Raw genomic sequence first — 12,827 nt, forward strand, 5'->3', positions numbered from 1 at the left:
GCACATCGAAAAATTTACTCATCTTCCATTTTTGAATGCTTACGTGTATCGTTCATAGTGACGTACAGGATCAATGAAAGCGCAATACAAACAGTTACATACCAGTAAAACCATTGCGCATGGTGTTCATTTTTGAACCATAAGGCAATATACTCGGCAGTACCACCAAATAGCGATACCGCTATGGCATAAGGGAAGCCTACACCCAGAGCGCGTACATTAGCCGGAAAAAGTTCGGCTTTTACAACCGCGTTGATGGAGGTGTAGCCGCTTACAATGATCAGTGCGCAAAGGATCAGTGCAAATGCAACCCATACATCTTTGGTATGACTTAGTAAGGTCATAATAGGGATAGTGCAAAGCGTACCCAGTATCCCAAAACCAATAAGCAACGGTTTACGGCCAATTTTATCTGACAGTAAGCCGAATAAAGGTTGGATCACCATAAATACAGCCAACGTTAAGGTGGAGATGAGCGTAGCGGCGCTTTTGCTAAAACCTGAGGTATTAACCAAAAACTTTTGCATATAGGTAGTGAACGTATAAAAAGCCAGCGTGCCGCCAATGGTTAATCCTACTACCGTAAAGACCGCTTTTGGATGTTGTGTTAAAGCTTTTATGGTACCATTCAGGGCATTGGGTTTAGTTCCCTCCTTTTCAAACGATGCCGATTCCTGTAAGCTCCGTCTTAAATACATGGTGGTAACGGCCAGTATAGCCCCTATACCAAAGGGAATGCGCCAGCCCCAGTCGTGCAGTTGTTTTTCGGATAAAAATGCTCTTTGCAGCAAAACTAATACGCCCAGTGCGAGCAATTGCCCCATAATGAGCGTTACGTATTGAAAGCTTGAATAAAAACCACGATGTTTTTTCGTGGCCATTTCACTTAAGTATGTGGCGCTGGTACCGTACTCGCCGCCAACACTCAAGCCCTGGATAATACGGGCTAACACGAGCAATATAGGCGCGGCAACACCTATAGATTTATAGCCCGGCGTTATAGCAATGATAAGCGAGCCGACGCTCATGAGTAATACAGAAAATGTGAGCGCCGTTTTACGGCCGCGTTTATCGGCAAAGGTACCCATCACCCAGCCGCCTATTGGCCGCATTAAAAAGCCTATGGCAAAAATACCCGCTGTGTTTAATAGCTGTACTGTTTGGTTTTCTGATGAAGAAAGTTGAGCCTGTGGAGGAAAAAAAGCATCCGAAAAATAAAGAGAAAAGGCAGTGTAAGCATACCAGTCATACCATTCAACCAAATTACCCAGCGATCCCCCAATGATGGATTTGATGCGCCCACCCGTAGTTTGGGGTATTGGTGATTTTATTTCATTCATAGGTTTGGCAGATATTGTTGGTTTCCGTAATATTAGGGATTTTAAAATAGAGGTACAATACCAATATAATAACCGGCATATTTAACTTTAATAAAACAACTTAATCAACCCAATCTAACCTTATTAACCACTCACCGAACATGTTATTCACCGAAGATTTTTTGCATTACATCTGGAAATTCAGACTTTTTGAGCGCGAAAACCTGCAAACTGTAGATGGTGAAGAATTGGAGATCTTTTCGGCAGGGCTGCATAATTCTGATTCGGGCCCTGATTTTCATAATGCAAGGATCCGCATCGGCGAAACGGTTTGGGCTGGAAATGTAGAAGTACATCTTTCTGCTTCTGACTGGCAAAAGCATGGACATACGCACGATGGCGCGTATGATAACGTGATACTGCATGTAGTTTATCGCAATGATGTGCCGTTGTTTCTGCCAAACGGGCGCAAAGTTCCAACGCTTGAACTGCAAAACCGCGTCAGTGAAGAGCTTTATAATAAATACCATAAACTGGTTTTCGGCAACCAAACCTTTATTCCCTGCGAAGCTGGTATTGCAACCGTTGATGGCCTCACCATGCAAAACTGGCTTACCCGCGTGCTGGTTGAACGGATGGAAAAACGATCCGCCAATGTAGCGGCAGCTTTGGCATTAAACAAAGGCGATTGGGAAGAAACTTTTTACCAGTTCCTGGCTGCGAATTTTGGTTTTAAAGTTAATGCCCTGCCATTTGAATTAACCGCTAAGTCCCTGCCGCAGCTAATCCTCGCCAAAAACAAAAACAACGCTATGCAAATAGAGGCGCTGATATTTGGGCAGGCAGGCTTTTTAGAGGGTGAGTTTAAAGATGAATACCCATTAAAACTCCAAAAGGAATACGGGTATCTCCGCAAAAAATACAACCTTAAGCCGGTTGAGAACCACCTGTGGAAGTTTATGCGGTTAAGGCCCCAAAATTTTCCAACAATCAGGCTGGCTCAATTTGCAGCGCTTATAGTACAATCAAACCATCTGTTATCCAAAATACTGGAAATTAAAGAGGTGAAAGCATTCCGTGGTTTATTTACGGAGATCAAAGTGAACGATTACTGGGAAGATCATTACCGGTTTGATGTACAATCCAAGCCATCGTCAAAAAATATGGGCGATGGTTCTGTTGATATCTTGTTGCTCAATACGGTGGCTTTGTTCCTCTTTAGTTATGGCAAACAGCATCAGCAGCAATATTATATTAGCCGCAGTCTTAAATTACTAGAAAATTTACCAGCCGAAAAAAACAATATTATCGCCGATTTTGTTAACTTAGGAGTGAAAATTGATACTGCGTTTGAATCACAGGCATTGCTTGAGTTAAAAAATAGTTACTGTAACTATAAGAAATGCCTGCAATGCGGCGTTGGTAATAAGATACTAAAACTGGCCTGACACCATGCTACAGCGAATACTCACTTTTTTTGAACGGTACTCTTTTGGCGTATGCACCTATCTTGGCGAGCGTTTTAATATTTCTATCTCCAAGATCCGGCTATTCTTTATCTACTCTTCGTTCCTAGCGGTAGGCTTTCCGCTTATATTTTACTTCTTTGCTGGTATTGTACTGGATATCAGAAATTTCATCAAACGTAAACATACAGGGGTTACAGATCTTTAACCGCTGATCATTTCTGATTACGTTGATTTCGCTGATTTTTATTTGGGGGGATTCCACCGATTATTTTTTGATTTCACCGATTCCGGATTAGTGAAACCTATATTGTTCATTAAACCAATTTGCCCGTCTTAACGGCATCTTGCAGGTTACGCACCTTAAATTTGGGAGTGTAGCAGTATTGAGCCAGCTGTTTAACCCATGTGGTGTTGTAGCCAAACATCAGTTTTATCATCTTTACCCGGGTTGAGCCCTTGGGATAGCCGTATTTATACCAGCTGAATTTGGACGGATCGACATTAAACTCTTCGGCAAAATCGGCAAGAAAAAGATCTATCTCAATATCGAAAATATCCAGATCAAGATCGATACTGGTATCGAGGCTAAGACTATGCGGATCAATATTGTGGATCTTATACCTGTTGCAATAATCAACAATAAATTCTTTTAAGGGTGGCAGTATCTCTTCCATTTAAACGAATATTAATTTGACCATTTAAGTTATGAGACGTAGCTTTTGAAATAAGGTTGCATACAAATTTACTTTATTTTTAAATCGCTTAAATTGAGCTTAATAGTTAATAAATGTTAAATATTTATTGCTACTTAACAGCTCCCTATGCTATTAAAATCAACCTGATGTATTATTATTGCACCAGGTAAACCACATACTTCAAATGAACCTAAAAGTAATTGCCTTTGATGCCGATGATACCCTTTGGGTAAATGAACCTTACTTTCAAGCTACCGAAGAAAGGTTTTGCAGCCTGCTTGAAAATTTTTCGCCACAGCATACCATTTCCAAAGAGCTTTTTAAGGTTGAGGTTGATAACCTGCCGCTTTATGGCTACGGGATAAAAGGCTACATCCTGAGCATGATAGAGGCTGCGCTAAGCATTTCCGAAAAAAACATCAGTGTTGAGGTAGTTGAAACCATACTGCAGTATGGCAAGGATATGCTTAACCAACCGATAGAGATATTAAATGATGTGGAGCATGTGTTATACTCACTAAAAGACCATTACCGATTGGTAGTTGCTACCAAAGGCGACCTGCTTGACCAGGAGCGCAAACTCAAAAAATCGGGGCTGGCACATTATTTTCACCACATTGAGATCATGAGCGATAAAAAGGAGGACGATTATATCAAGCTGATCAAACATTTGGATATTAATCCTGAAGAATTCATGATGATCGGTAACTCCCTAAAATCAGATGTGATGCCGGTGATCAATATTGGCGGTCACGCCGTTCACGTCCCTTTTCACACTACCTGGGCGCATGAACACGTTGAAACCGTTTTAACCCACGAAAACTTTAAACAGGCTGATAAGATCAGCGAGGTGCTGGCGTTTGTTTTGAAGTCTTAAGCTCCAAGTCGGAAGTCTTGAGTATTAAGTTTAAAGTCAATTTACTCTGCTCAGTACTTTCGACTAAAAACTTGGAACTTAAGACTTCCTACTAAAGACTCTAAATACTTTTCTCCATTACAATCAGCTCAATGTGCTGTTTAGCATCGCCAAAACGGCCATGTGCGTGAAAAGGCTGAATTTCGCCGGTTGGTTTGTAACCACGGCGCTCGTACCAGCTTATCAGCTCAAAACGGGTGCTGATCACCGTCATGGTTAGCGTATGACAATTGTGCTTACGTGCGTAAACCTCAGCTTCCTCTATCAACGCACGGCCTACGCCTTTATTCTGTAATAATGGCGACACGCTGAACATGCCAATATATAGTTTTGGATACCTGACTTCAAGATAAACAGTACCTGTAATGTAGCCATCTTCATCAGTATGCTTTAAAATGATGATATTTTCATCATTCATATAACCGGCAAGTGTGTCTTCATCAATGCGAATGCCGCCAATCAGGTCGGCTTCAGTTGTCCAGCCCTGTTTGGAGCTTTCGCCACGGTAAGCACTGTTTACTAAAACATTAAGTTCGGGAACATCAGTAAGGGTAGCTTGAGTTATTACAGGCATATGATCAATTTAAGGATGCCAAAGGTACTGGTTGTACATTAAATAAAAGACTTCAAATTACCATTTTGAAGCTTGTACCTTTTCCAGGGGCACTTTTTACAGTAATTTTCCCGTTAAGGCGATCAATGAACTCTCTGACCAGCAATAATCCCAAGCCACTCCCCTTTTCATTGTTAGTGCCCAGGGTTGATTTGTGATCGTTCTTTGTAGAACTCAGAAGTTTTTCGGCCCTTTCGCTTGTCATGCCAACACCTGTATCAGTAACCTCAATTACCATATGCTTATCAACATAGGTCATATTTACTGTGATAAAACCATTTTGCGTGTATTTATTGGCGTTGCTTACGAGGTTCCTTAATACAAATTCAACCGCTTGCATATCTGAGTTTACCAGTGTTTCGATAAATACATTATTTACCATGGTGTTATTTTTGGCATATGCGTTTAAGGACTCAGATGTAAAAACGCTTTCAACAAGTTCGTGGAGATTGAAATCGGTATAGTTAAAACGGGCAAATTTCATTTGCAATTCGCCCCAGCGCACAACATTGTCAACCATATTAATGGTGTTATCAAGCTGATCTGATACCATTTCAATCATTTCCGTTGCATCACCTGCATCCAGAATATCTGATTGTTTAAACTCAATTATTGATTTAATAGATGCCAGCGGATTACGAACATCATGGGCTAAGATAGAAATAACTGTTTTTTGCGTTTCGGATAAATAATGCAGGCTCTTATTTTTGATACGAAGCTCCGTTATTTTAATAATATTAGCAGCCAATACTTTAAGGCCAAACTTCTGATCGGCTGTTAATGTGCGCGGAGTATTGTCAATTACACAAAGCGTGCCCAGCCTACTGCCGCTTTTGGTAACGAGGGGCATACCTGCATAAAACCTGATGGCCGGCAAATCGGTAACGAGCGGGTTATCGTAAAAACGATCATCCAGTGCAGCATCCGGCACTTCAAAAAGCTGATCCTGCAATATAGCATGGCTGCAAAAGGAGGTTCCCCTTTCTGTTTGCGGAATTTCCCAACCAACCCTGGCTTTAAACCATTGCCGATTAGTATCAACAAGGCTGATAAGAGAAATAGGCATATTGCATAATGAGGATGCGAATTTGACAATATCATCAAACTCATCTTCCTGTGGAGAGTCAAGTAATCCGGTGCGGTACAGATCCTGTAACCTGGCCTCTTCGTTTTCGGGCAGCCGCGCTTCTAACATTAACTAATTAGGTTATAATCAAGTGATAAATTAGCAGGCGGATGTTGAGTAAAGATGCAAAAAAAACTGATCAAGCAAGCAAAATCTACCCACTTTCAGGTAGATTTTGCTTGCTTGACCAGCACCTTAATTAATAATTAAGCGTTGCTATTCAGAAGAATTATTTCTGCTTAATTAATAAATTAGTAACGTTTGAGCGCTTTATAAAACCTATCCCTATAATTGTTAATGGAAGCAATAGCAAGATATCAGCCAGGTGGGCCACCAATGAGATCCGCAAAATCCGGCTTACAGGAAAAGCTACAGCTGCAAGGCCGATCAGCAAACCAAGCCAAACCGGTACTGCCTTTTTTCGAACGAGGTTTATGGCTAACACCAATAAGCTTAATGGAAACAACGGGCCTGCCCAAAAAAGTAACAACCCCGAACTAACAGGATATTGCCTCAAAACATCGAGATAATTATGATGAGAAATTTTAAATATAGTTGACAAGTATCCCAGCATACCAAACCCCATTGCCCCCATGCAACATCCATAAACAGCTATTAATAAACCTATTGCTGAATAAAATGGCATACTGTGCTTTAACAAGCCAAATAAGGCATACAAAGCTGGGATCCAAAATACCGTTGACAGGCAGATCAGGGTTGCTGCCGTTACCCCGTATTGTCCGTCTATCCAAAAAAATGTTGATATAAAAAACAACAATGGCGCAGCCACAAGGCAAAACCCTTGTAATGTCTGTTGCTGGAAATCGATTTCGGCTTTCATAATTTAAAGGATTTGCCAACTATGACCCCGATATACTATCTTGGGTTACACTATTATCAAATGACACTAAAAAAGCTATTCGTTTAAAACCAAGCTGTATATTTAGTAGTTAATAACACATCTGTTTATATTAATCCCCGCCATGGCTTTTATAGATTATTACAAAGTATTAGAGCTTGATAAAAACGCATCAGAAAAAGATATTAAAAATGCATACCGCAAACTGGCCCGGAAGTATCACCCCGACCTTAACCCCAATGACGAGGAAGCCAACAAAAAGTTTCAGCAGTTAAATGAGGCAAATGAAGTATTGAGCGATCCTGAAAAGCGTAAAAAGTATGACAAGTACGGCGAAAACTGGCAGCATGGCGAAGCATACGAACAGCAGTCGCGCCAACAGGCCGGGAATCAGGGAAGCGGTTTTGGCGGCTACAGCGGCTTTGGCAATGCCGACACATTTGGTGGTGCAGAAGGTTTTGGAAGTGAAGATTTTTCAGATTTTTTTCAATCAATGTTTGGAGGCGCAGGAGGTACCCGGGGCAGCAGACAAGCAAAATATCGTGGACAGGATTATAATGCTTCATTGAGCCTAAACCTCCGCGATATTCTTGAAACTCATAAACAAACACTTACAGTTAACGGCAAAAACATCCGTATAACTATACCGGCAGGTGTTGAAAACGGGCAAACTATTAAGATAACCGGGCACGGCGCTCCGGGTGTAAACGGCGGCCCGGCCGGTGACCTGTATATCCAGTTTAATGTGGCCCCCGACACAAATTTTAAACGCGACGGTAATAATTTATATACTACATTGAAACTTGACCTCTATACGGCAGTTTTAGGCGGGGAAATAACTGCCGATACTTTAAACGGCAAGGTTAAGGTAAAAGTAAAGCCCGAAACACAAAACGGCGCCAAAGTAAAGCTTAAGGGCAAGGGTATGCCTGTTTACAAAAAAGAAAATGAGTTTGGCGATCTGTACCTGACCTATGATATCCAAACCCCTACTAACCTTACCGAAAAACAAAAGCAGTTATTTGAAGAACTGGCAAAATCATCAACCTAAATTTAAACACATTATGAAAACAGCAGAATTAATAGCAGCAAATGATTTTTGTGTATATCATAATGTTGAATACACGTTTATCACATCGTTACATGAAGCGGGCCTGGTTGAGTTTACTATTATTAACGAAACTACATTCATCCCACAAACAGAACTCCAAAAACTGGAGAAACTAATCAGTTTACATGAGCTTGATATCAATATAGCTGGTATAGAAGCTATCTCCCACCTGCTTCAAAGGGTTGAAAAACTGCAGGAGGATATGCGATACCTGAAAAACAGATTGAGGTTGTATGAGGATTAATTTTTACCAATTTTAAGAGAAAGGAAATATAACGCGTCATTGCGAGGTACGAAGCAATCCCCAAGAAGCAGAGCAGCTATACAAATCTCTCTGTACAGTTTGGGATTGCTTCGTACCTTATAATGACGTGATCGTAAGTTATTGATTATTAAAATATGTTTTTTATCAATATTATAAATATGGGCGTTGCCTGTGGCCCGTGCTATCCGCTCATACTACACAAGGCATTAGCCACAAGGCCGGTATCCGCTACTATCACTAACGCGGCCCGCACACAACCGCTACATCACGATTTTTTTCAGGTTTCCCCTGATGGGTACTCTCAATGACGCTATTTTAATTAATTGCAGAAAAGCTACCGCCACTACACCAAATACTTATTCATCATCCGTTCGCTTATTATATTGGCTTCATCAATAACAGCTTCGGGGTATCCCATCGATTTTAGAATGGCTATTCCGTTGGTACTTTTAAGTAAGCCTTGTTTCAGCAGATAATCAAACACAAGCACCCGACCATCTTTTGAGTCGGAAAACGAGTATACAACAAAATCATCGTCCAGCAGTTCGGCAAGCTCAAGGTCGTGGGTTGATACAAATACGAAATTTTGATTGGCGGTGATATAGGAAAGTACCGACTTAGCAGCTGCTATGCGTTCAATCGTATTGGTACCCCTGAAAATCTCGTCGATGATGACCAGGCTTTTTATAGCCTCTTTTTGAGAACTTTGATCGATAATATTTAAAATAGCCGAAGCCTGCGCCTGAAAATAACTTTTTTGTTCATCAATATTATCGCTGGTTTTAATACTGGTTTGTATTTTCAACAGCGGTGCTTTATATGCTTTTGCACAACTTGTAAATATGGTTTGCGCCAGCAGGGTATTTAAAGCCAGTGCTTTAATAAACGTTGTTTTACCCGACATGTTCGATCCCGTGATCAATGCTCCCCTATCTGCATCTGTAGTATAAAGAGAATTAGCTACACAATTGGCTATCAATGGGTGAAACAGTTCGGTAATCTCTATTTTGCCGTTGACATCAGTAAACTCCGGCTTCGAGTAAACATGCATGCCGTCACGCACAGATTGTATAGCTATCATCGCATCAGCCTGGCCGATAAATTCATATACTTCTTTTATATCGGTGCGGTATTTAGCAATTTGTTTTAACGACGAGGTATAGGTATTGGGTTCTATTACAAAAAGCAATTTAAACAACTTAAAAGCGGCATAACTGATATCACTTGTATTATTCACGAAGCGGCTTTCTATATTTACAAACTTAAGTGCCCGTTTTAAGTCTGTTAAATTGGTAAGGCTTTGCTTTACCGCTGCAGCAGCGCCAAATTTCCCGCTTTTTACCAATGCCACTGCTACTTTATACATGATCAGTAACTGCGGTAAGGATCTGGCATATCCCGAAATAGCCTTGCGGCTGGTTAGATGTATGGCGATGTTGTAAACAAACAATAACACCAAAAAGATAAAACTATAGATATTGGGTATTACGATTAGCGATATTAATGCCGCAACGATTAGGAATGAAGAAACCTTTGAGTAAAAATTTACTACCGATGAAAATACCGGTTGATGTGCTTTAAGGAAAAGGTCGGCGATAAAATACGCATTGGGGTCGTTAAGTTTTGATAGTTCAACTTCGATAAGTTCCCGGCCCGGAATATCCATATTAAGATCCTCGACAGCATTGTCAAGATCATGCAAAGCGTCTACATCAGTTGTAGGATGATGCAGTAAATTAAAAAGATATTGTTTACCGGGCTTGCTGTTTGTTCTGTCGATATAATTGAAAACACTAATCAAATCAAGGTCATCTGCTGTCTGAACCGCAAGCTTATCTTTATCCTCTGCCGAATCTAAATAAGTTCTGATCAGGTCGAAATTTCGGCGTGCATTGATAGGCTTGCCCCATTTACCCTGAATTTTCACCAATCTTTTTTTTGCCCAGCGTAACCTATCATAATACGATTTAATATAAAGCACACCCGCGATGATAAGAACAACTATTGTAGAAAAGACAAAGTAATACATGCCTAAAAATATAAAATTAAAATTAAACCAACTCTCCTGTCACCAGTCATAATTATGTACTACAATTTAGGTATTAACTAAAATTTACAACCATGAAATTGATCCGGTTTTCAATAATAGCTTTCGTGATGGTGTTTTCATTTCAGTTTGCGAAAGCACAAAGTATAAGTATAAATGCGCATTTTGGCCGCCCATATCACCGGGTTGTTTATACAAGGGGATATTATGGAAGACCTGTTTATTATGGGCCTGACGTTTATTACGGGCGTCCCCGTTATTACGCTACCGGGTATTACGATGCGCCTGTATATTATCATCGGTATTACCGCGCCCCACGTTACTGCAGGCACTGGTAAAACGGTAAGAAGCCCCGGGATTGCCGGGGCTTCTTATTTAATCATGACTGGCAGCATCACGGGCCATTTCAACAATTACGGCATCGAGGCGTTCTAGTTCTGTAATCATATGATCCAATGTCTCGGTATCTGCAGGATTATCCTTTAATAATTCGGCAAGGCCTTTTAGATTAGCCACCGGACTCCGCATATAGTGCGATTGTTTCCAGGCCATATTTTTTATCCGACTGATGTGGTTATGGATTCGTTCGTAAGCTATTTTAAGATTATTTTCAATATTCTTTCTTTCGGTAATATCATAAAGAGCCATCATCAATCCTAATATATTTTCCTGGCTATCCCTGATTGGGAAAAGGCGCACATAAAACCAGCATTTTGAACCATCGGTCTGAAGATAATCTACTTCATAACTCACATTCTGGCCATTCAAAACCTGTTGATTAAATTCAATAAATTGCGGAAAGCGTTCGGGTGGAAAGAAATCAGCAAGTTTATCGCCATTTTGCGGATCATGATTAAACTGGCTCCTCACAAACCCTACAGCTTTATGATTAAATGCCAAAACTTTAAGATCTTTATCAAACAGGGCATAAGCTGTATCGGTTGTATTTAAAATGGATTGCAGGTTTGCCTCTGATTTTTGAAGTAACTCTTCCGACCGCAATTTTTCAGTAATATCATTGGCAATTGAAAGCCTCACCAAACGCCCCTCATACACAATATCCTGGCCAAAAATCTGTACATTGATCATCGAGCCATCTTTTTTGCGATGAAGGGTAGTTATAGTATTGCCCCATTTAGGCGCTTTCTCGGCATACCCCCTATACATTGCATCCCATTCTTCAGGAGGCCTTACGTCTTTAATGGTCATGCTTAAAAACTCGTCGGCGGTATAACCATAATGTTTTGTAGCTGCGTGATTTACGGCAATGATAGACAGATCGCTTTTTGCTATCATCCACATAGGCAGTGGATTGCTATCAAAAAGGAGTTTATATTTTTGTTCGGATAGCCGCAACTCTTCCTCAATCTTTTTCCGTTCGGTTACGTCTATCATTGAGCCAATGATGGCCGGCTCGTCGTTAATTTGCGTTGCTGTACCATAAAACTCCACCCAGTTAGTTGAGCCATCTTTGCAGCGGCCCATAACCTCATAATTTACGCTTTCAACTTCTCCCGAAAGCCTCGCCCTAACATGTTCGAGCGTAAGTGCCTTATATTGTTCGCTGATAATAACATCAACCGATGAAACGCCGATCAGTTCATTAGGTTCATAACCAAAAACGTGGGCAAACCGGGGGTTAACATATATAAATGTGCCCTTTTGAACAATATAAACGCCAACCATCGACTTTTCGGCCAATGTGCGGAATTTAAGCTCAGCTTCCCTGAGCCCGGCCTGCATAACTTTACGATTGGTAATGTCACGCGCTATAACAAGTACACTGTCTTTAGTAAACTTTTTTACGTTAATTTCCACATCAAATACCTGCCCGTTTTTCTTTACAAAACGGCGTTCTTTCATTACCGCAGTATGTAAATCATCCGGGCCAAGCACCACCGGCTCGCTTTTCAGATTTTCAGGATCAATAATTTGCTCAACTTTAAGCTGAAGCAATTCTTCACGGTTATAGCCGGTCATTCTACACATGCTTGCATTCACTTCGGTAAAACGCCCTTCAAAGTCAATTACATATATAGCATCAGAAGCATGCTCAATCAATGAGCGGTATTTTTCTTCGCTAACTTCAAGTTTAACAACCGTATCTAAAAGTGCAGATGCATGCTGCTGCATCTGTTCCGCAAGCGCATTATTGAGGTCGATGATCTTACTTTCACTTTTAAGCCTCTTATTTTCAATATAATTAAGCAGTATGAGGGCAGTACCGGTTATAACGATACATACCAATACATTTGTTAGCCAGCCGGTAAAAAGCGAACCAAAAACAAGCATGATAAGCAGGCTTATTATAACAATAAACTTGTTTTTTTGAGGATAGTTCATTCAAGTAAGATGATAGACAATAATGTCCGTGTAAAACGACTATCTAATTGGTTAATAAAATGAC

13 protein-coding genes are annotated in these 12,827 nt (G+C 40.6%); 6 read left to right on the forward strand and 7 right to left on the reverse strand.

Annotation, left to right across the window (positions count from 1 at the left end; genetic code table 11):
* Nucleotides 1-14 precede the first annotated feature (14 nt).
* Entirely contained in the window at nucleotides 15-1,340 is a 1,326-nt protein-coding gene (locus AC59JO_RS08725) for an MFS transporter (RefSeq protein WP_497304748.1), read from the reverse strand.
* Between the two features lie 140 nt (nucleotides 1,341-1,480).
* On the opposite strand from AC59JO_RS08725, the gene AC59JO_RS08730 reads away from it, so the two are divergent.
* Both AC59JO_RS08730 and AC59JO_RS08735 read left to right on the forward strand, forming a co-directional pair.
* Nucleotides 1,481-2,767: a DUF2851 family protein gene (locus AC59JO_RS08730; RefSeq protein ID WP_497304750.1), complete on the forward strand. Its 1,287-nt coding sequence runs from the start codon at nucleotides 1,481-1,483 to the stop codon at nucleotides 2,765-2,767.
* Between the two features lie 4 nt (nucleotides 2,768-2,771).
* Entirely contained in the window at nucleotides 2,772-2,993 is a 222-nt protein-coding gene (locus AC59JO_RS08735; protein WP_022830549.1) for a PspC domain-containing protein, read from the forward strand.
* Nucleotides 2,994-3,102: 109 nt separating this feature from the next.
* Here AC59JO_RS08735 and AC59JO_RS08740 read toward each other — a convergent pair whose 3' ends face one another.
* Nucleotides 3,103-3,462, reverse strand: coding sequence for a DUF1493 family protein (locus AC59JO_RS08740; protein WP_121224761.1), 360 nt, complete (start codon nucleotides 3,460-3,462; stop codon nucleotides 3,103-3,105).
* A gap of 205 nt (nucleotides 3,463-3,667) precedes the next feature.
* Between AC59JO_RS08740 and AC59JO_RS08745 the strand changes: the two genes are divergently transcribed.
* Nucleotides 3,668-4,360 (forward strand): HAD family hydrolase, encoded by a 693-nt coding sequence (locus AC59JO_RS08745; RefSeq protein WP_413667849.1) that lies wholly within the window; start codon nucleotides 3,668-3,670, stop codon nucleotides 4,358-4,360.
* 100 nt (nucleotides 4,361-4,460) lie between these two features.
* On the opposite strand, the gene AC59JO_RS08750 is transcribed toward AC59JO_RS08745, so the two are convergent.
* From AC59JO_RS08750 to AC59JO_RS08760, 3 genes are all read right to left on the reverse strand, one after another.
* Nucleotides 4,461-4,973 (reverse strand): GNAT family N-acetyltransferase, encoded by a 513-nt coding sequence (locus AC59JO_RS08750; RefSeq protein WP_413667848.1) that lies wholly within the window; start codon nucleotides 4,971-4,973, stop codon nucleotides 4,461-4,463.
* A 52-nt stretch (nucleotides 4,974-5,025) separates the two neighbouring features.
* On the reverse strand, nucleotides 5,026-6,207 hold the full coding sequence (locus AC59JO_RS08755; protein WP_413667847.1) for a GAF domain-containing sensor histidine kinase: 1,182 nt from the start codon (nucleotides 6,205-6,207) through the stop codon (nucleotides 5,026-5,028).
* Between the two features lie 160 nt (nucleotides 6,208-6,367).
* Entirely contained in the window at nucleotides 6,368-6,979 is a 612-nt protein-coding gene (locus AC59JO_RS08760) for a hypothetical protein (protein WP_413667846.1), read from the reverse strand.
* A gap of 142 nt (nucleotides 6,980-7,121) precedes the next feature.
* Here AC59JO_RS08760 and AC59JO_RS08765 point away from each other — a divergent pair, with 142 nt between their 5' ends.
* Together AC59JO_RS08765 and AC59JO_RS08770 are read left to right on the forward strand one after the other, a co-directional pair.
* Complete coding sequence (locus AC59JO_RS08765) at nucleotides 7,122-8,048, forward strand: DnaJ C-terminal domain-containing protein (protein ID WP_497304755.1); 927 nt, start codon at nucleotides 7,122-7,124, stop codon at nucleotides 8,046-8,048.
* Nucleotides 8,049-8,061: 13 nt separating this feature from the next.
* Nucleotides 8,062-8,352, forward strand: coding sequence for a chaperone modulator CbpM (locus AC59JO_RS08770; protein ID WP_413667844.1), 291 nt, complete (start codon nucleotides 8,062-8,064; stop codon nucleotides 8,350-8,352).
* Between the two features lie 364 nt (nucleotides 8,353-8,716).
* Here the strand turns inward: AC59JO_RS08770 and AC59JO_RS08775 are convergent, their stop codons facing one another.
* On the reverse strand, nucleotides 8,717-10,402 hold the full coding sequence (locus tag AC59JO_RS08775) for a MutS-related protein (protein ID WP_413667843.1): 1,686 nt from the start codon (nucleotides 10,400-10,402) through the stop codon (nucleotides 8,717-8,719).
* Nucleotides 10,403-10,494: 92 nt separating this feature from the next.
* Between AC59JO_RS08775 and AC59JO_RS08780 the strand changes: the two genes are divergently transcribed.
* The gene (locus AC59JO_RS08780; protein WP_413667842.1) at nucleotides 10,495-10,758 is read left to right on the forward strand and encodes a hypothetical protein; all 264 of its coding nucleotides are present in this window, start codon (nucleotides 10,495-10,497) and stop codon (nucleotides 10,756-10,758) included.
* A 37-nt stretch (nucleotides 10,759-10,795) separates the two neighbouring features.
* Here the strand turns inward: AC59JO_RS08780 and AC59JO_RS08785 are convergent, their stop codons facing one another.
* Nucleotides 10,796-12,763, reverse strand: coding sequence for a PAS domain-containing protein (locus AC59JO_RS08785; RefSeq protein ID WP_497304758.1), 1,968 nt, complete (start codon nucleotides 12,761-12,763; stop codon nucleotides 10,796-10,798).
* Nucleotides 12,764-12,827 lie beyond the last annotated feature (64 nt).

Source organism: Mucilaginibacter sp. A5337 (assembly GCF_059690695.1).

Coding starts and splice junctions, on each gene's coding strand:
- AC59JO_RS08745 (WP_413667849.1), top strand. CDS start 3,668: ATGAACCTAAAAGTAATTGCCTTTGATGCCGATGATACCCTTTGGGTA.
- AC59JO_RS08760 (WP_413667846.1), bottom strand. CDS start 6,979: ATGAAAGCCGAAATCGATTTCCAGCAACAGACATTACAAGGGTTTTGC.
- AC59JO_RS08725 (WP_497304748.1), bottom strand. CDS start 1,340: ATGAATGAAATAAAATCACCAATACCCCAAACTACGGGTGGGCGCATC.
- AC59JO_RS08740 (WP_121224761.1), bottom strand. CDS start 3,462: ATGGAAGAGATACTGCCACCCTTAAAAGAATTTATTGTTGATTATTGC.
- AC59JO_RS08755 (WP_413667847.1), bottom strand. CDS start 6,207: ATGTTAGAAGCGCGGCTGCCCGAAAACGAAGAGGCCAGGTTACAGGAT.
- AC59JO_RS08750 (WP_413667848.1), bottom strand. CDS start 4,973: ATGCCTGTAATAACTCAAGCTACCCTTACTGATGTTCCCGAACTTAAT.
- AC59JO_RS08735 (WP_022830549.1), top strand. CDS start 2,772: ATGCTACAGCGAATACTCACTTTTTTTGAACGGTACTCTTTTGGCGTA.
- AC59JO_RS08730 (WP_497304750.1), top strand. CDS start 1,481: ATGTTATTCACCGAAGATTTTTTGCATTACATCTGGAAATTCAGACTT.
- AC59JO_RS08765 (WP_497304755.1), top strand. CDS start 7,122: ATGGCTTTTATAGATTATTACAAAGTATTAGAGCTTGATAAAAACGCA.
- AC59JO_RS08785 (WP_497304758.1), bottom strand. CDS start 12,763: ATGAACTATCCTCAAAAAAACAAGTTTATTGTTATAATAAGCCTGCTT.
- AC59JO_RS08780 (WP_413667842.1), top strand. CDS start 10,495: ATGAAATTGATCCGGTTTTCAATAATAGCTTTCGTGATGGTGTTTTCA.
- AC59JO_RS08770 (WP_413667844.1), top strand. CDS start 8,062: ATGAAAACAGCAGAATTAATAGCAGCAAATGATTTTTGTGTATATCAT.
- AC59JO_RS08775 (WP_413667843.1), bottom strand. CDS start 10,402: ATGTATTACTTTGTCTTTTCTACAATAGTTGTTCTTATCATCGCGGGT.